This window comes from Hyphomicrobium sp. (assembly GCF_041674905.1).
Lineage (GTDB): Bacteria > Pseudomonadota > Alphaproteobacteria > Rhizobiales > Hyphomicrobiaceae > Hyphomicrobium_B.
In genome coordinates, this window is record NZ_JBAYUV010000023.1 from 37271 (window position 1) to 54784 (window position 17514).

General features: G+C 63.3%; 18 protein-coding genes. All 18 read right to left on the reverse strand.

Annotation, left to right across the window (positions count from 1 at the left end; genetic code table 11):
- Position 1: 1 nt before the first annotated feature.
- The gene (locus WC026_RS10710) at positions 2-1984 is read right to left on the reverse strand and encodes a heme lyase CcmF/NrfE family subunit (protein ID WP_372710925.1); all 1983 of its coding nucleotides are present in this window, start codon (positions 1982-1984) and stop codon (positions 2-4) included.
- A gap of 11 nt (positions 1985-1995) precedes the next feature.
- Positions 1996-2463, reverse strand: a complete 468-nt coding sequence (gene ccmE, locus WC026_RS10715) for a cytochrome c maturation protein CcmE (RefSeq protein ID WP_372710926.1) — start codon at positions 2461-2463, stop codon at positions 1996-1998.
- Positions 2464-2486: 23 nt separating this feature from the next.
- Positions 2487-3674 (reverse strand): c-type cytochrome biogenesis protein CcmI, encoded by a 1188-nt coding sequence (gene ccmI, locus WC026_RS10720; protein ID WP_372710927.1) that lies wholly within the window; start codon positions 3672-3674, stop codon positions 2487-2489.
- 145 nt (positions 3675-3819) lie between these two features.
- On the reverse strand, positions 3820-4296 hold the full coding sequence (locus tag WC026_RS10725; RefSeq protein ID WP_372710928.1) for an RT0821/Lpp0805 family surface protein: 477 nt from the start codon (positions 4294-4296) through the stop codon (positions 3820-3822).
- A gap of 203 nt (positions 4297-4499) precedes the next feature.
- Positions 4500-5882: a sensor histidine kinase gene (locus tag WC026_RS10730; RefSeq protein ID WP_372710929.1), complete on the reverse strand. Its 1383-nt coding sequence runs from the start codon at positions 5880-5882 to the stop codon at positions 4500-4502.
- Positions 5872-6543, reverse strand: coding sequence for a response regulator transcription factor (locus WC026_RS10735; protein ID WP_372710930.1), 672 nt, complete (start codon positions 6541-6543; stop codon positions 5872-5874). Before WC026_RS10735 ends, WC026_RS10730 begins: the two co-directional genes overlap by 11 nt.
- An 80-nt stretch (positions 6544-6623) precedes the next feature.
- Entirely contained in the window at positions 6624-6914 is a 291-nt protein-coding gene (locus WC026_RS10740) for a hypothetical protein (protein ID WP_372710932.1), read from the reverse strand.
- A 101-nt stretch (positions 6915-7015) separates the two neighbouring features.
- Positions 7016-8326, reverse strand: a complete 1311-nt coding sequence (locus tag WC026_RS10745; RefSeq protein WP_372710934.1) for a TIGR02594 family protein — start codon at positions 8324-8326, stop codon at positions 7016-7018.
- Between the two features lie 670 nt (positions 8327-8996).
- On the reverse strand, positions 8997-12944 hold the full coding sequence (locus WC026_RS10750) for a glycoside hydrolase/phage tail family protein (RefSeq protein ID WP_372710935.1): 3948 nt from the start codon (positions 12942-12944) through the stop codon (positions 8997-8999).
- A gap of 3 nt (positions 12945-12947) precedes the next feature.
- A complete protein-coding gene (locus tag WC026_RS10755) occupies positions 12948-13397 on the reverse strand; it encodes an NlpC/P60 family protein (protein ID WP_372710936.1) in 450 nt (149 codons plus the stop codon).
- 3 nt (positions 13398-13400) lie between these two features.
- Entirely contained in the window at positions 13401-14261 is an 861-nt protein-coding gene (locus WC026_RS10760) for a DUF2163 domain-containing protein (protein ID WP_372710937.1), read from the reverse strand.
- Complete coding sequence (locus tag WC026_RS10765; RefSeq protein ID WP_372710938.1) at positions 14258-14896, reverse strand: TIGR02217 family protein; 639 nt, start codon at positions 14894-14896, stop codon at positions 14258-14260. Before WC026_RS10765 ends, WC026_RS10760 begins: the two co-directional genes overlap by 4 nt.
- A 14-nt stretch (positions 14897-14910) precedes the next feature.
- Entirely contained in the window at positions 14911-15504 is a 594-nt protein-coding gene (locus tag WC026_RS10770; protein ID WP_372710939.1) for a phage tail tape measure protein, read from the reverse strand.
- Between the two features lie 4 nt (positions 15505-15508).
- On the reverse strand, positions 15509-15682 hold the full coding sequence (locus tag WC026_RS10775) for a phage tail assembly chaperone (protein ID WP_372710940.1): 174 nt from the start codon (positions 15680-15682) through the stop codon (positions 15509-15511).
- The gene (locus WC026_RS10780; RefSeq protein WP_372710941.1) at positions 15682-16062 is read right to left on the reverse strand and encodes a gene transfer agent family protein; all 381 of its coding nucleotides are present in this window, start codon (positions 16060-16062) and stop codon (positions 15682-15684) included. The genes WC026_RS10775 and WC026_RS10780 overlap by 1 nt, the downstream gene beginning before the upstream one ends.
- 120 nt (positions 16063-16182) lie before the next feature.
- Complete coding sequence (locus WC026_RS10785) at positions 16183-16596, reverse strand: phage major tail protein, TP901-1 family (protein WP_372710943.1); 414 nt, start codon at positions 16594-16596, stop codon at positions 16183-16185.
- Positions 16597-16826: 230 nt separating this feature from the next.
- Positions 16827-17240, reverse strand: coding sequence for a DUF3168 domain-containing protein (locus WC026_RS10790; protein WP_372710944.1), 414 nt, complete (start codon positions 17238-17240; stop codon positions 16827-16829).
- Positions 17240-17398, reverse strand: coding sequence for a biopolymer transporter ExbD (locus WC026_RS10795; protein ID WP_372710946.1), 159 nt, complete (start codon positions 17396-17398; stop codon positions 17240-17242). Before WC026_RS10795 ends, WC026_RS10790 begins: the two co-directional genes overlap by 1 nt.
- Between the last annotated feature and the right edge of the window lie 116 nt (positions 17399-17514).

A 17514-nucleotide genomic window follows, 5' to 3' on the forward strand; every position in this document is an offset into this window, starting at 1 on the left:
CCTACTCCGCAGGAACGGCGATCGTGCGCCGCGCGCGACCGGCCGGAACGCCGATCCGCAACCGCCGGTCGGACAGCGAAATGCCGCCGCCGAAGAACATGATCAGCGTACCGAGCCAGATGAAGCGCACAAGCGGATTGAAATAAGCGCGCACCGCGTAGCCGCCGTCAGGCTGTGAATCGCCGATAACGAGATAAAGGTCGCCGCGCCATGACGCGTGGATGCCGGCTTCCGTCGTCGGCTGCGGCGGAGCATCGTAGAGACGCTTCGACGGTCTCAAGCGCCCGATCGACGTGCCTGCGCGCGTGACATCGAAGTCGGCGAAATCTTCGCGATAGTTCGGCCCGCGCCCGCTCTCGAAGCCCGCGAACGTCACGTCGTATCCGGCGACCGAAAGCGTCTGCCCGGGCTTCATGACGAGGATGTGCTCTTCCCGGTAGGCGCTCGTCGCGATGATGCCGACGATGAGCATGCCGATACCGAAATGCGCGAGCAATGTTCCGTATGCGGAGCGCGGGAGGTTTCGAGCACGGCGCAAACTCTCCGAGCCGGACGCCTGCCCGAGCTTGATGCGGTTCGCCCATTCGGCAAGCGCGCCCGCCATGACGTAGACGCCGAGGCCGATACCGAACGGCGCGAGCCAAGGTCCGCGATGGCCCACGGCATAGACGGCGACGATCGCAACGATCGCAGCCAGCACCGCAAACGCCAAGCGCTGCATGACGGCAGCGAGGTCACCGCGCTTCCACGCCAGCATCGGGCCGATGGGAAGTGCCAGCAGCAGCGGGATCATCAGCGGACCGAACGTCGAATTGAAGAACGGCGGACCGACGGAGATTTTCTCGCCCGTCAGGCCTTCGAGCGCCATCGGATAAAGCGTGCCGACGAGAACGGTCGCGGTGGCGGTGACGAGCAGCAGGTTGTTCAGAACCAGGCTGCCCTCGCGGCTGATCGGCTGGAAGATGCCGCCGCTCTGCATCTCGCTCGCACGAAGCGCAAACAAGGCGAGGCCGCCGCCGGTGAACAAAATCAGAATGGCGAGAATGAACACGCCGCGCGCCGGATCGACGGCGAACGAATGCACCGAAGTCAGGACGCCCGAGCGCACGATGAACGTGCCCATCAGGGACAGCGAAAACGTCAGGATCGCGAGCAGGACCGTCCACACCTTCAGCGCCTCGCGCTTTTCCATTACAAGCGCCGAATGGAGAAGCGCGGTTCCCGCGAGCCACGGCATGAAGGACGCGTTCTCGACCGGATCCCAGAACCACCAACCGCCCCATCCGAGCTCATAGTAAGCCCACCACGAGCCCATCGAGATGCCGATCGTCAGGAACATCCAGGCGGCGAGCGTCCATGGCCGCACCCAGCGCGCCCAGGCGGCGTCGATGCGGCCTTCGATCAGCGCGGCGATTGCAAATGAGAACGCAATCGAGAAGCCGACGTAGCCGGTGTAGAGAAACGGTGGATGAAACGCCAACGCCGGATCTTGCAGGATCGGATTTAAGCCGCGGCCGTCGGACGGCGCCGGAATGAGACGCAGAAACGGGTTCGACGTCAGGATCGAGAACAGCAGAAACGCGACCGCGATCGACGCCTGCACCGATAACACCCGGGCTCTCAACGTAGGCGGCAGATTAGTGCCGAACAGCGCGACGGCGGCACCGAACAAAGCCAGGATAAGCACCCAGAGCAGCATCGAGCCTTCGTGGTTGCCCCAGACGCCCGCCAGCTTGTAGAGCAGCGGCTTCGTCGAATGCGAGTTCTCCGCGACGTTCGCGACCGAGAAATCCGACGTCACATAAGCGTGCATCAACGCCACGAAGGCGATGGCAAGCAGGATGAACTGCGTAACGGCAGCAGGCTCGGCGACGCGCATCATGCGCTCGTCCTTGAGCGATGCACCGGCCATCGGCAAGACCATCTGCACCACGGCGACGAGCAGGGCCAGGATCAACGCGAAGTGTCCGAACTCGACGATCATGGCTTGCCTCCCTAAGGCGTCTCGACTTTCATGCCAGCTGGATGGGCGCCCGTGCCAAGTTTCACGCCCTTCTCTTCCAGCGACTTCGCGACTTCGCGCGGCATGTAATTTTCGTCGTGCTTGGCAAGCACGCTATCGGCCTTGAACCCGCCGTCGCCATCGAGGACGCCCTCGGCAACGACGCCCTGTCCTTCGCGAAAGAGATCAGGCAGAACACCGGTGAATGTCACGGGAATTTCTTTCAGCGTGTCGGTCACCTTGAACCTGATCGTCGTTCCCTCGCGTATCACCGACCCGCTTTCGACGAGACCGCCCAGCCTGATGCGTTGGCCGCTGGGGACGCCCTTTTCGGCGATATCGCTCGGCGTATGAAAGAAGACGACGCTATCCTTCAGCGCAAACAGCACGAGGATCAACGCCACCGCGAGCGTCGCGACGCCGCCGCCGATCAGAACGCCGCGCTTTTGTTTCCGTGTCATCCGATGTCTACATCCATCGCGCTTCAGCCTCCAAGCCCAAGCTCGCGCGCGAGATCATCGACGCGCGCCAGCCCGACCTGATCGTTCTTGAGATTTGTCCGGGCGTCCGACAGAGCTTTTACCGCATCGTCTTGGCGTCCGAGCACCTGATAAGCACGGATGAGCTTCAGCCAACCTGCGGCGTCGCTGCCATCGGTTTTAAGACGCGCCGCCAGCCCGTCGACCATCTGAGTGATGAACGCCTGACGCCGCTCCGGCGACATCGACATGATGGCGGACGGTGAAGCTTCCGAAGGACGCGGCAGCGACGTGTCACCCGCATCTTTTTTGGGCAACATTTGAGCCGGAGGCGACTTCCCATCTGCAGGCATCAGGTTGGCAAGACGCGCTTCGAGCATTTGCCGCCACGGCGCGTCGGTCGGCGCCTCTTCGATCAGCTTACGATACTCGGAGGCGGCTTCCGCCAGCTTGCCGTCCTGCTCCTTCGCGAGCGCCAGCCAGATACGAGGCTCTTTTTTCTCGGGAGCGATCACGATGAGACGCTCGAGCGCCTTGCGCGCATCCTCCGGAATGACACCGTTCTCGATCCGGATTCGCGCATTCGCGAAGCCTTGCAGCCGGTCCGGCGACTCACCCGCGATTCTAACCGCATTGGCATAGGCATTCGCCGCGTCCGCGTATCGACCCATCGCGTAATAGACGGGCGCAATCACGCCCCAGCCCGTGCCATCCTCGGGATGTTCGCGCAGCCGCTCCTCGACCTTGGCGACGAGATCGTTCGGGTTATTCGAATTCTCTCGCTGAGCGATGCGGGTGCTCAGCGGATCGCCCGGCATCCCCGGCGCCCCGTAAGCGAGATAAAGCGCGAGGCTTGCGATCGGGAGAGCGATTGACGTCAGAATGGACGCATAGGCCGCAAAGCCGGCCCGCTTGCGACGCTGAGGCGTCTCGGCCCGATCCATATCCGCAGCCGTGCGCAGAAGGCGGCGCGCGATTTCGGAGCGGGCGTTTTCAGCTTCATTCGAGGCCAGCGTGCCGCTCGCCTCGTCGGCGGCGACTTCCTTCAGCTGATCCTTGTAGACCGCGATATCGGCGGCGGCCGTGACAGCATCGGGATCTTCGGCCGATTGCGGTGCAGCCCATAGCAGCGGTCGTGTGATGACAAGCGTCACCACCGCCACCAGACAGGCCACCAGAATCCAGAAAATCATGCCGCGCGATCCTCGACTTTAGAAACGGAATAGGATCGCTGTGGCGGGCAGGCAAGCCGACACTGACCGTTTCAGCGCTTCTGTCGCGGATTTGACTTAACTGTGATGAAGGTCGCTACGCAGTTCTGCGGCGCACGACGAGGCATCAGCCCACGCCTTGCCACGTCCCGTCTTGATTGCGGCAGGCTGTTCCGCGCATCTGCTGAGGCCGTCCATCGACATAAACCGTGTGGGTATAGTCGCGGCAGTCGGCGACGCCGCGCTTGTATGGCCGGCTCGGGATCACGTCGCCGTAATGGCCGGTCTCCGGATCACGCCACTGACGCGAGACGCCGGACTGCCCGCGTTCGAGCGCGTCAAATTCGGCTTCCTCGGCGTAGCGCCGGTCGCGCTCATCGAGGTTCTTGCCGATCTGGCTGCCGACGATTCCGCCGACGACGGCGCCCGCGACTGTCGCGGCGACGTTGCCGCTGCCCTTGCCGAACTGATTGCCGACGAGCCCGCCGGCGACGCTGCCGAGAACAAGCCCCGTATTCTGGTTATCTATGCCGCCCTGACCGTTGCTGCACCCGGCAAGCATGGCGACCGCCAACAGCGGAATCGAAAAGCGCGCGACGCGCATGGCGAACCTCGTTCCCGTTTTCCCTCGCGCCTCTGACCCAACCAGGTGACCCGGTCCGGCGCATGTCCCTCAAGCTGGCTAGACCGATATTGTGCGCGCGACAAGGCAGAAATCCACCACAATCCAGGCAAACAAACGACACTAGAGGATGATGCCGCGCGGCAACACGCGAATGGAGCACAAATCGCTGGGCGGCCCGGCGCCTAGGCGGCCGGAAGCTCCAGGATGGCCTTGAGGCCCCCGTGCTCGGACGCGTCCAAGGCCAAGGTGCCGCGATAAGACGAGGCGAGATCGCTGACGATCGACAGCCCGAGGCCCGAGCCGGGCTTTGTCTCGTCGAGGCGCAGGCCGCGCTTGCCGATCTTGGCGCGCTGCTCGGGCGAAAGTCCCGGCCCGTCGTCCTCGATCGTGATTTTAAGCCGCTTCCGCCGGGGAGCGCCGGTCGGCGCGTCGACGGCCGCCGCCAGATAGGCGTGGGCTTTGCCCCATTTGCAGGCGTTGTCGAGGAGATTGCCGAGCATTTCCTCGAGGTCCTGCTTTTCGCCCTGGAATTGCGCGCCCGCCTGCACGGAAAAGGAGATCGCGATCCCCTTTTCACCGTGAATGCGCTCGATCGCGCGAACCAGCGGCTCGACCGTCGTATCGACCGGCGTGACGCGACCGATGGCGCCCGCCCGCGCCGCCATCCGCGCCCGGTCGAGGTAATGGCTGATCTGGTCGCGCATCAATTGCGCCTGCTCCGCCACCTTCGCTCCGAATTTCGAGCGATCGTCGCGCGCTTCGTTGGTGATGACCGCGAGCGGCGTTTTCAGCGCGTGCGCGAGATTGCCGACCTGCGTCCGCGCGCGTTCGATGATGTCCTGATTGGAATCGATCAGCGCATTGAGCTCGGTCTGCAGCGGTTCGATCTCGGCTGGTAACTGACCTTCCAGGCGTTCAACTTCGCCCGATCGTATGCTCGCCAGCCCGCGCTCGATCCGGCGCAGCGGCAAAAGCCCGAACCGCACCTGGAACACCGTCGCCGCCAGAAGTCCGATACCGACCAGCGCCAAGGCGCTCGTCAGGCGTGTGCGGAATTTCTTGACGGTCGCTTCGAACCAGTCGAGCGGACCGGCGACGATGATCGAATACTTTGTATTGTCCGGGTCGTGTCCGGGGGAATCGATGAATTCCAGGATGCGGATCGTGGAACCTGTCGGTCCCGGCACGTTCATCCAGCGCGTGCCGGACGTGTCGGTTGGAAATCTGCGTTCGTAGGGAGATGGAAGCACGGCGGTCGCGAGCGAGGGAGAAACCAGCGTGCGGCCTGGCGCTCCGTCGATCGGACGGACCTGCCAGTACCAGCCGGATTGCGTCACCTCGAACAACGGCTCGTAGAGGTTCGGCGGAATGACGGGAACGTCGCCGCTCGTGCCCATGCTGTCGACGGTGATCTGCGTCAGCAGCTTTCTGAGCTGCGCGTCGAAACTTAACTGCACGTCGTCACGGTACAGCGAATAGATGATGTAACCCGCGAGCGGCAGCGCCAGCAGCGTCCAAGCCGCCGAGGTCGCGAACAGCCGCAACGCGAGCGAGTTAAGCCTCATCGGGTCCTTGGCTCATGCGATAGCCGAGACCACGCACGGTCTGAATGACGTCGCCGGGGATTTTCTTCCGCAAGCGGCCGATAAAGACCTCGATGGTGTTGGAGTCCCGGTCGAAGTCCTGGTCGTAAAGGTGCTCGACGAGTTCCGTTCGCGAAACGACGCGGCCGTTATGATGCATCAGATAGGCAAGCAAACGGAATTCGTGCGACGTCAGCTTCACAGGGAGGCCGTCGCAGGTCACCCGCGCCGACTTGGTATCGAGGCGGATCGGACCGCATTCGATTTCGGATTTGGCATGGCCCGAGGCGCGGCGGATCTGCGCCCGGACGCGAGCCAGCAATTCTTCCATGTGAAAGGGCTTGGCGAGATAGTCGTCGGCCCCGGCATCCATGCCGGTGACCTTATCGCTCCAGCGGTCGCGGGCGGTCAGCAGGATGACCGGCATCTTGCGGTCGCTGCGGCGCCATTGCTCAAGGATCGAGATGCCGTCGATTTTCGGCAGGCCGATGTCCAGGATCACGACATCATAGGGTTCGGTGTCGCCGAGGAAATACCCCTCTTCCCCGTCCGCCGCCGTGTCGACGGCAAAGCCCGCGTCCGCGAGCGCCGTCGCGAGCTGGCGATTGAGATCCTTATCATCCTCGACGACGAGCGCGCGCACGCTGATCCACTCCCTCAGTGCCGAATCCGCAAGTTGTAGGGGTGTTGCAACAAAATCGCTAGCCCGGCAACCGCAACTCTTCACCGGACTCTTGCGGTGATAACGGTGGTGCGGAGCTGGCCCGTCGGGCCGCGGATGACGATGCGGTAGAAGTAGCCGTCCGGAGAGCGGCAAAGCGTGGTCTTGACCAGTTCGCCGATCCCGTCGGCCGCGAGCGACCTTGAGACTTCCTGGACGGTTATGAGGTTTTCCCGGCGGACGATCTGCCCGGCCATGCCCCAGTCGGTCAGGCAGTCTTCCGCGCGCACGACTCCGGGCAGCACCAACGCTGCCGCAGCCGTCACCGCTACTGCACCCATAGATCCGATCATACGCATGTCTTCCAGACGTCCGACCACATTTACGGGTCCCTCGTTGAACGGTCCATGAACGTCATGGCCCGCGACGTCTTATCTCGCGACGGTGGATATCGTTAATTCTTCCGCAGAACGAGCGGCGTATCGGCCTTGAGACGTCCATAAATCGCCAGAACCGTCCCGAATAGCCCGGCGAGCGCCTGCGCGGCGGTAATCGCCTGGTCGCCGAACGTCGTGATGATGTCCGCCGGCAGCACGACACCGACGGCCGGGCCGATGACCGGAATGACGGTCGCCGCCGCAGTGATCAGCGTACCCCACATCGTCTTTGAACTCAGCCACCATTTGCTATCGTCGCTTGAAATTTGCGTTCCAGACTTTTCACTCATCTTGCTTTCTCCTTTTGCAATTTGCTGGGGCTCGAGCAGCCCCCGGTTGGTGGCGTCGGCGGCAGCCCATGTGCGCGCCAGCGCCAGCGTTGCGTCGACCCGCTTCAGCCAGCCGCGCCCGAAGCGCCAGAAATGCGGAAGCGCCCGATAGCGCGCACGTCGCGTCTCGGCATAATCGTCGAGCAGATCCGCGAGGCTTTTCGCGCCGATCGCAGAGAGCGTCTCCGGACCGATCTCGCCGTCGGCCGTGACGCCCCCGACGCCTTGCAGCATCCGGATCGCGGCGCCGACGCCGTGGTTCACGGCGGCATCGAAATGCATCAGTGCCAGCGGCGCGGTGAAAACCGGACACGAAGCCGGATCGAAGTAGCGCTGCCGGTAGATTGCGGTGACCGTCGCGTCCGGAATGCGCTTCAGCTCGGCGATCAGGCGCGCCCGCGACGCGTCATCGACGGTCTCGTTCTTGAATCTCGCATAAACCTCTAGCGTGACACCACGGTTGGTCGGCCCGCCGGGATCATAAGGATCGTTCGAGTAGCCGCCTTCCATATCGAGCACATGCGCGAGTGCTTTCAGGAATATCGCGTCGTCGTGCTGGCTCTCCGGCTCGATGTTTTCCTTCGGCCAGCGAAGCCCGAGAAGCCTCGCCCTATCGAAGCTGGCGACCGTCACCGCGTCACCCTGATTGCCGCCGAGCAGATAGAGCTTGCCGTTCGTATCGCTGAGCACGAAGCCGACATGCCCCGCGTTCGGATCGTCGCCGCACGACAGCACTGCGACCGCACCGAAGCGCGGGCTATCGAGCCGGTCGCCCCAATCGAGATACGATCGCGCAAGCAACGATCCCGTTCCCGTGTAACCGGAACGCTTCAACATCGCGCCGAGGAACGCCGCGCACCACGGCGTCGCTTCCGTTTCGACGCTCGTGTCGCCGGCATCTCGGAAGTAGCGCAGGATTTCGGGCGCATCGTCCTTCCCCGGAATTTCGCGCACGCCGAATTCGGCCCACGCAGCTTCAAGCCACGGCGGTTGATCCATGTCTGCCTCTGAGATTTTGTTGTGCCCACGTCTTCCCTCCCTCGACGGGAGGTGCAGGAGGTGAGGTGAAGGGGTAGACCGCGAGCAGGTCTTTCATCAGCCCTCTCGACGGGGCGAGACGGCAGCAGGAATTCTCCCACTTCTCCCCTCCCCTCGACGGGGAGAAGGACGGATAGAACCGCAATAACATCGCCTCACTGCTCCCCTCCCCTCGACGGTGAGGGGTCGGGGGTGGGGTGAAGGGCCAGGCGGAGAATCCGATGTGTGAAAGCGCGTTCTTCCTCACCCCCGAAAGTCGCGGGCTCGTCGCTGCATCACGCTTAACCGAGGACCCCCACCCCTAACCCCTCCCCGCAACGGGGTGGGGAATTGAGCGCGCCGATCGCGTGCGCTCTCGTCCTGGCAAGGCGGAAAAGAACAGAGCGGTGAATGTTCCCCCCACTTTTCTCCCCTATGGAGAGGGTTGGGGCGAGCACGAGTAGGTCCTGCGCAGGACTTCTCGAGCCTGCGAGAATGGCAACGACATTGCTTCACTTCTCCCCTCCCCTCGACGGGAGAAGGACGGATAGAGCCGCAATAACATCGCCTCACTGCTCCCCTCCCCCCGACGGGGAGGGGTCGGGGGTGGGGTGAAGGGCCAGGCGGATCGCCGCGATCAATCGAAACGGCGTCAGACGACGGCGGCGCGCGCAGCCCCACGGCCGAACAGCATGTTGGTCTGGTAGACCTTCACTGAAACGGCCGCTTGCATGCTGCCGAAATCGGCGATCTGATCGGCGCTTGCGTAGACGGCGTTGGGCCCCGACACGGAAATCGTGCGCTTGATCATCTCGCCGTCGAGAATGTCGACCTCGTACGTTTCACTGTCTTCCCCAAGCGGCACCTCCGGCAGTTCCCAGTTATCGCCACCGATCCGCGTACGTCTCATCCACGACATGTTGAGATCGCCGGACGCACGCACGCCCTTGATATGCGCAGGCGACAGCGGCCGCCGTCCGAGACCTTGATACGCGAACGATGACGTCACGTAAGAGCCATCGCCGATGTCGCGATTGCCCGGACCGTAGCGCCAATTGAGCGGCAATTTGAACTCGCTGTCCTGAAGCGGAACGCGGCTCACGGCGCCATCGAGCAGAACGAACGGCGCGCCCTCGGCGAGGACATCGCTCATGGCGCCCTCGGTTCCAAATTGACCGCGCAGAAGCCCGCTCAGCTCATAGGTCTGCGCATCGACGAGCGTTGCGTTCAAAAACTGAATGATCTCCCAATCGCCTGCATCGTTGCGAACGGCCGCGAGGTTGGCGCCCCCGAGCACCGTCAAAAGATCGGCCGATGCGAGCGTGCCGTACGTCAGTCTGACACGCACGCGCGCCTGGTTGTCGATCAACCCTTCCAGACCAGCGGGAAGCGGATCGAGCGTCACACCGACCGTTGCAGGCGCGCTCGCGACGGCGCGCAGCTGATACGCGGTCGTCTGCGGCGAAACATAGAGCGCGACGCTGCCGGGCCACGGCTTCTGCATCGCCGCGACGTAACCCGATTGTGCATCGGCCAACATCGTCCACGACGGCAAGTTCATCAGCATGACGGCTGGCGTTCCCACTTGCACCGGCACCGGTTGCGCCGCCGCTCGCGACGAGGCATCGATCCGGTCATAGACGTCGGGATCGATGCCGAGCGCCGCAATCTCGCGCACGCCGCGCTCCGTGACATCGGTCAGACGCAGCAACCGGTTGCGTCCCGCGATATCGACGGACACGACATCGCCCGGCTCCAACGCCAGCGCCGACGGCGGCAAGCTGAACGACGCACGCTCGCGCGCCGCCCACGTCTCATAAAGCCAGCTCTCAACGAGCGATCCCGCAAGCCCGTCGTCGAGAACGATCGGCAGATCGGCTTCGGCGACGCGCCCGCTGGCGCCCGTCAGGCGGCGCGCCTCGGCGACGGCCTGCGGATAAACGTCGGCGCTCGAGATGTATCGCACTTTCGCGGACGCCGGCAGATCGGTCTCCTGCGCGCGCGTGACTTCATAAAGCGGATCGCCCGCGCGCTCTTCGACAAGGCCGTCGGCCGAGAACGTCATCTGTGGCTCGGCGCGCCCGCGATGGCGAAAGACAATTCTGCCGCCGCTTTCAATGCTGTCGAAGAAATACGCAAGGCTGAGCGGCTGCAACGCGTCGCGGACCGACATCGTGTCGTCGAGCACGTAGCCGGGCACGGTTCCGGTCAGTCCCGACGCATCGAAGTCCGCGAAGTCGTTGTCCGTCAGAATTTGCGCGACGAGGTCGCCGAGCGAAGCGCTTCCCAACCGGCCGTTGAGCCAATGGCCGAGCGCCCAGTTGCCGCCGTCGCCCCAATATGTCGTCGCATAGGGAAATGCCGGATACGGCCGCGCATCCCAGCAATAGACATGCATGCGGCTGAGATCGACCATGCGCGCGCCGGTAACTTCCGAAACAGGATTGAGACCCGCGATGTAACCGGCTTTCGTCCAATCGAAGGCGTCGCGCAACGCTTCGAGACAACGCGTCTGCATGAAGTCGTCGCGAATGCCGCGCGAATAATAGGGCAGCATCGATTCAGAACTTTTTGGATCGACGAAAACATTCGGCTGGTTGGCGCCTTTGTCGACGGCGGGGCAGCCAACCTCCATGAACCAGAACGGTTTCGACTGCGGCACCCACACCGTCGCGGTCGCGCTTTCGACGCCGCCCGGACGGTTATAATGCGCGTTGCTCCACCATGAGCGAATGTCCTTGTAGCGGAACACCCACGGCTTGCCCGCGCCATCGGTGATCGGCGTGCGCACCTGCGCGTCCCGATCGGCCGCCGACGCATAATACCAGTCGTAGCCCTCGCCGCCCGCCACGTTCGATCGCAGGTACGACGCATCATAGATCGACGCCGCACCCGCGATGGCATCGAGATGGTCGCGTCCGTCACGCCAATCAGCCAGCGGCCAATAGACGTCGACGCCGATCGCATCGATGTTCTCGGACGCCCACAGCGGGTCGAGATGGAAATAAACGTCGCCCGATCCATCGCCCGCCTGATGCCCGAAGTATTCCGACCAGTCGGCGGCATAGAGAACCTTAGTCGTTGCGCCGAGAATGGCTTTGACGTCGGCTGCGAGTGCGATCAGGGCGCTGACGAACGGATAAGCATCCGCGCTCGAACGCACGTGCGTCAGCCCGCGTAGTTCCGTTCCGATGACGAACGCGTCGACGCCGCCTGCGGCTTTGGCGAGATAGGCCTGGTGCAAAACCATGCGCCGATACGACCACTCGTTCGGACCGGAATAATGGACAGTGCTCCCCGCTAAGGAGAAATCCGCCCGCGCTGCCGTTCCAACGAACGACGCGATCTGGCTCGCGGCCGTTGCCGTCTTATCGGGCGTGCCTGACACGCCGGGCGCCGGGTGGCACGTGATACGGCCGCGCCAGGGATAGACGGGCTGGCTGCCGCCGCCATAGGGACTGGCGAGAGCGTTACCGTCCGCGACGTCCATGAGAATGAAGGGAGTCAGCGTCACGCTGAGTCCGCGCGTCTTGAGATCACCGATAGCAGCGATCACACTCTGGTCGGAAGGCGTGCCGCCATAAGCCGCGTTGCCGTCGCGCGTGCTGATGAGATGCGCGTTGCTTCTGTTGCGTCCAGCGACGAACCAGGTGAGCGGCGCGGTTTTTTTGTGCCGCGTCTCGACACCGGGCTCGATCGTGCAGTTTCCGGCACGCAAATCGGTTCCAAACCAGCTGACGATCAGCGACACCGAGCGAGCGTTAGGAAGCGAGGCTTCGAGCTGATCGACGGCAACCTGCCAGTCCGTCGCGCCGATCAACTGATGCACGTTTTCCGATTGCGAGACGCCATCGTCGAACGTCTGATGCACCGGCTCCGTGGCGTAGACGAATTCGCCCGAACCCGGAATCATCACGACGCCGCGAATATTCTTTTCCGCACTCGAAATGCCACGAAAGACTTCGAACGAGAGTTGCGGCACGCGATTGCCGAACTCCGCGAGCGGCAGACGTTCGAAGACGATGTAGGCGACGCCGCGATAGGCCGGAGCATTCTCCACGCCCTCGCGCCCGGCGATGAGACTGTCCGGCTCCTGCATCTCGCTGCCGGTGTAGAGACGGAACGATGTGCGCGCGAGATCAAGCTCCTGCTCGTCGGCCCAGATACGGCCAACGCGAGTCACGACACCTTCGCCGAGCGCCACCGCGAAATTCGCGTAATAGCGATATTGCGTCAGCGTCGTGCCACCGCCCGAACCGCCTTTGCCGCTCCCCGCCGACTCCGTCGTCTTGACGATCTCTTCTTCGAGATCGGTCGCCCAAATGATCTGCCCGCCGACGCGCGCGCGTCCGTAAATACGCGGCAGCGGTGATCCCTCCGTCGACGCGGTGACGCGAAGATCGCTGAGCCGCGGCCCTTCGACGGCGCGGCTTTGTCCCGAGGCACCGAACAGCGCGGCGTCGACATAAGCGCCCGCGAAAGCGCCGACCTGCGATCCGATCGTGGCTCCCGACAGCGCCACGCCGAGAAAGCCGACGCCAGCGGGAAGCACGCTGCTGCCGACCGCGGCTCCGACAGCCGCCAAAGCAAGCGTCGCCATGGTTCAGAACCCTTCGTTCAAATTTGGAAACCGGAATGCGCCCGCGACCCGGCGGCGCCACCAGGGCGAGAAAGACACTTCACAAACCGGCGAACCTTCCATCGCGTGGATCATCGTCGACGCGCTGGCGACAATGGCCGCATGCTTCGCAACGACGCCCGGACGCAATCGAAACACGACGGCGTCGCCGGCCGCGATATCCGGCGCGGAAATGATTTCGAGATGCCGCGACGCGGCGGCAAGCATCGTTTCCTCGCCACCGGCTTCCGCCCAATCGCGACTGTATGCGGGCGGCTTCTCCGCATCCGATCCATAGACATCTCGCCAGACGCCGCGCACGAGGCCGAGGCAATCCGTTCCGATGCCGCGACGACTTGCCTGATGATGATAGGGCGTGCCGATCCACAGGCGCGCCACTTCGACGATAATCGCACGTGTCGGTCGTGAGGACATGAGCTAGCTCCGGCGGCCCACTTGCGTCAGGAATTTGTTGCCCGGCATCGACGCAAAGCCGCGAAAGTTGATGACATTCGCAAAGCGCGTCTTGCAGGTCTCGACGCGCTTGTCGCATCCGGCGGTGACAACGAAGATATCGCCCACGGCGGGAACGCCTTCGGCATCGGTCCACAGCTCGATCGCATCGGAGCTTGCAAGCTTTGCATGCGATTTGACTTCGATCTTGAGTCCTTCCGACGCGCCCGATGCGAACGTGAAAAGCCCGCGCGAAAAAAATCTGCCAGCGAACGCCGCGAGCCCCGACACGGTGAAGCGCCGGGCCGATGACGCCGCGATGATGCTCCCCGTTCCGCGATAAGCGGGCGCCGAGAGATCCACCTTGCAGCGCGCGTCACCGAGATCGGCGTCGCAGGTCAATTGCAGAAGCCGGCCTTTCGGCTGTTGCAGATAGTGCGCGAGACCGCGAAGTTCCGCCGCGAAGCTCGTTCCACTGCGTCGCACCTCGCCGATGCTTCCCGAGCGCATCAACACGCGCTGGCTCGTGTCGCTCCAGTTGACGCGATGGATTTCGACGCGCGCATCGTCATAGCGGCCAGCCGAAAGATCGCCGTCGGTCAATGTCGCGGACGACAGCGCGCCTGAAACTTCGAGGTTATCGACCGCGAGGCCAAGACTGTCCTTGATGTCGCTTGCGGTGAAGCCGCTGGCGGCCTCATATGTCGTGCCGTCGAAGGTCAACGTCCTGTCGTGGTCGGTGAAACCCATCACGACGCCGTCGCGGCGCGCAACACGCCAGCACCAGCAAAGCGTCGTCTGACCCGATGCGAGATGTGCGCCAAACTCGGAAGAAAGCGCTTTCATAGCCGCACCTCGACGATTGGGATGTTCGGAATGGCGCCCGACGTAAATCCTGAGAGGTTGATTTCGAGCTTGTCGCTATCGAAGCGAACCGGAACGTCGAATTCGAATCCGGCCGTCACGCTTTGCCCGGCAGACGGGATATGTCCGGCGAGAAACGTCACGACACCCGTAGCGAGATTGACCGCGTATTCGGTGCCGCTCGCGCGCTCTATTCCGGCGACCGCGATGCGTACCTTATTAGCGACTGGCTTCTTAATATCCCGTGCCCAGGGCGCGAACGCGCCGCCATACGTCTTGCGCAGCTGAAACGCAGTCTTCGCGCCGTCGCCGCTGCCTAGAACCTGATCGAGCGGCGATACGCTCGCATTGGGTGCACACGATTTCCAATCCATCGGATCACGCCAGCGAAAAGCGTGTAGCCGGCCGCGACACTCCTCGAAGAACGCGATGATCTGATGCAGATCGTCGAGCGACTTGACGCCGTAGCCGGCATTATAGCTGCGGCGGCTATCCGCCCAGCGGCTGTTGCGCTCTTCGTATCCCGAACCGAGCACGACGACATCGGTGCGCCGCTCCGGACCGCCTTGCGCATTGCGCGAGATCGCCGTCGGAAATCTGACGTCATGAAAGGACATGAGATCACTTCGCTCTAGAGGTTGCGCTGCCCATTCGCAGCGGCGCGCGCGATCATCGCGGCGATCTGCGTTTGCGAGCGGTTGAAGCTCGCCGCGTCCGGCGTCGAGATATTGATCGTGATGTTCTGGCCGCCGCCGCCCGCCGCCGCAACGCCGAGCCGTCCATCGGAACCGCGCGTCAGCGGCATGATCGCTTCCGGACCTTTTTCGCCCGCGAGGCCCGACGCGCCGCCAGCAAGAGGAAACGAGATCGGGCTCGCGATGACGCCGCCGCTTGCGAACGGAACGGGAGTGCCGTTTTGAATGACGCCGCCTTTCGCAAACGGCATCGCCCCGCTGATGACACCCTGAAACATCGACGCCAGACCCGTCGTCAGCGGCTGCAGCGCCGCCTTCAACGCGAGATTGGATATACTGAGCGCAAGCGACTTGAACACGTCGCCGACGCTCTTGCCCTTGATGGCAAGATCACCGAACGCCGACGCAAGCCGGTTTGAAAACTGCTGTCCTAGACGGCTCGTCGTCGCCAGGCTCGTCTCGAGTTCACTCGTATCGGCCGTGATTTTGACGTTCCACGTCTCGAGCTGTTGCTCGTCAGTCAATGGCATCGTTTCATGTCTCGCAATCTGGATATTGCCGCATCAATGTGTCGAGCTGCATGCGCGTCGGCACCAGTCCATCGCTTGCCGTTCCGAATTTGCCACGCAGCATGGCCTGCAGCTCGCGTGGCGTCATGGACCAGAAGACGGCTGGCGTAAGCGCCAGAACGCCAAGTCCAATTTCCATCACGAGATCCCAGCGAAAGGGTCGCGCGCTTCCCCGTTCGCCTCCTCTGCCCTGCTCTCATCTGCAGCGCCTCCGCCGCCGAACGTCGCCGTCAGCAGACGCGCGACGATATCGACGTAACCCGCCGCGCCATCATCGCACTGCATCGTCGCGACATCGCTGTCGCTTGTGGCGTGACCCGCTCCTCGCATGCCTGCCGCAATGACGCGCAAGCAATCGCGCGCCGAGAGACGGCCTTTCTCGAAGCGCGCCGCCAGCGCCAGCATGTCGGTGTCGCCGAAAGCGTCTTCGAGCTCCGCAAGCGCACCGAGCGTCAACACGAGCTTAAATGTCGTGCCGTCGAGCTGCGCCTCGATTTCACCGCGATGTTTATTGGCCATATGGATATCCGAGTTTCCCTTCCGCTTGCGGGGAGGCCGAGGCATCCTCGGTCTTCACCCCGCCCCCTCCCCGTCAATGGGACGGGAGAAGCAGGCGAGCGGCTTGCGACAAAGACAGCATTACGCCGCCACGAACGTCAGCTCGCCCGCGCTTTCGAGCGAGATGTCGAACGTCACTTCCGCATCGTGACGTCCGCTGAATTCCAGCGCCGTGATCTGGAACGCTCCCTGGATCGTTCCGAAATCCGGCACGATGATTTGCCAGTCGCGGATCGTGCCATTGAAGGCGTAGTCGCGGATGGTCGCGTCCGACGCGCCATCCTTGAACACGCCCGAGCCGGTGACCCGCGCCGACTTCACACCCGCGCCCGTCAGAAGCTCGCGCCACTGCCCCGCGCTTTCGGTGTTGGTGATCTCGACCGTCTCCGCGCTGATCGAAAGATTGCGTGCGCGAAGCCCGGCGACCGTCACGTAAACGCCCGCGCCGGTCGTATCGACCTTCAGAAGAAGGTCCTTGCCTTTTTGTGCTGCCATGTCTGAGAACTCTTTTTGTTTTACGCCCGGCAACTCGCGTTCCGCGAGCCGGCCGCCGGGCACCGCCTTGGTGGTCGAACTTCCGTCATCATCAAACGCGTGAGCGCAGCGAGTGCGTTCGGGGATCCAGCGCAAAGCCGCCGTGGGCTCAATATTGCGTCTTCGACGCGTCTTGTGCTGGATCCCCGGTCTTCGCTTTCGCTCGAGCGAGGATGACGACATTGGTCGTCCTACGCTGCCTCAACTTCCGTCACGGCGCGAAAGCGCGCGATGCCGTGAAAGGTTTCGCCGTCGCTGTCGCGGCGAGCTTCCGAAAATTCATGCCGCAGATTGATCAGCCGGTGTCCTGCGAGCGTCAGGTCCTGATCGTGCAGCGCCGCGCGCGCCGCCGCGATCACTATTTCCGTTTCCCGCCTGCCGCGCGCCCGCGACCAGACATGCAGCGTCACCAAATGCTCGTAACCTTCATCGCTCCCGGTCGACCAGTCGCGTTCCGTCGATTGCCCGAAGGTCACGAACGGAAACTCGGTGCGCGCCGGCGCATCGTCGTAGATGCGCGGACCGCCGAGCGCGGCAAGCGTCGACGCATCGCCCGAAAGTTTCTCGAAAATCGCCTTCTGAAGCGCAAAGCCCGCACTCGACATCACTTGCCCCGCGTTGGCTGATAGAGGTTTGCATCTGGGCTCTGCTTCTGCGGCGGCCGCTCTGCGGCGATATCCGCCTCACGCTTGGCGATCGCCTCGCCGACGAGAGCCAGCGCACGCATGCGCGCGGCTGACGTGCCAATTCCGCCGATACTCATGCTCACTTTCATAGATCACGCTCCTCCACTGGGCACTTCAACCAGGCTCCGCGATCCTCGATGTCGATCGCACCGAGAATGTCGAAGATGCGAACTCCGAACCGGATGCGCATCTC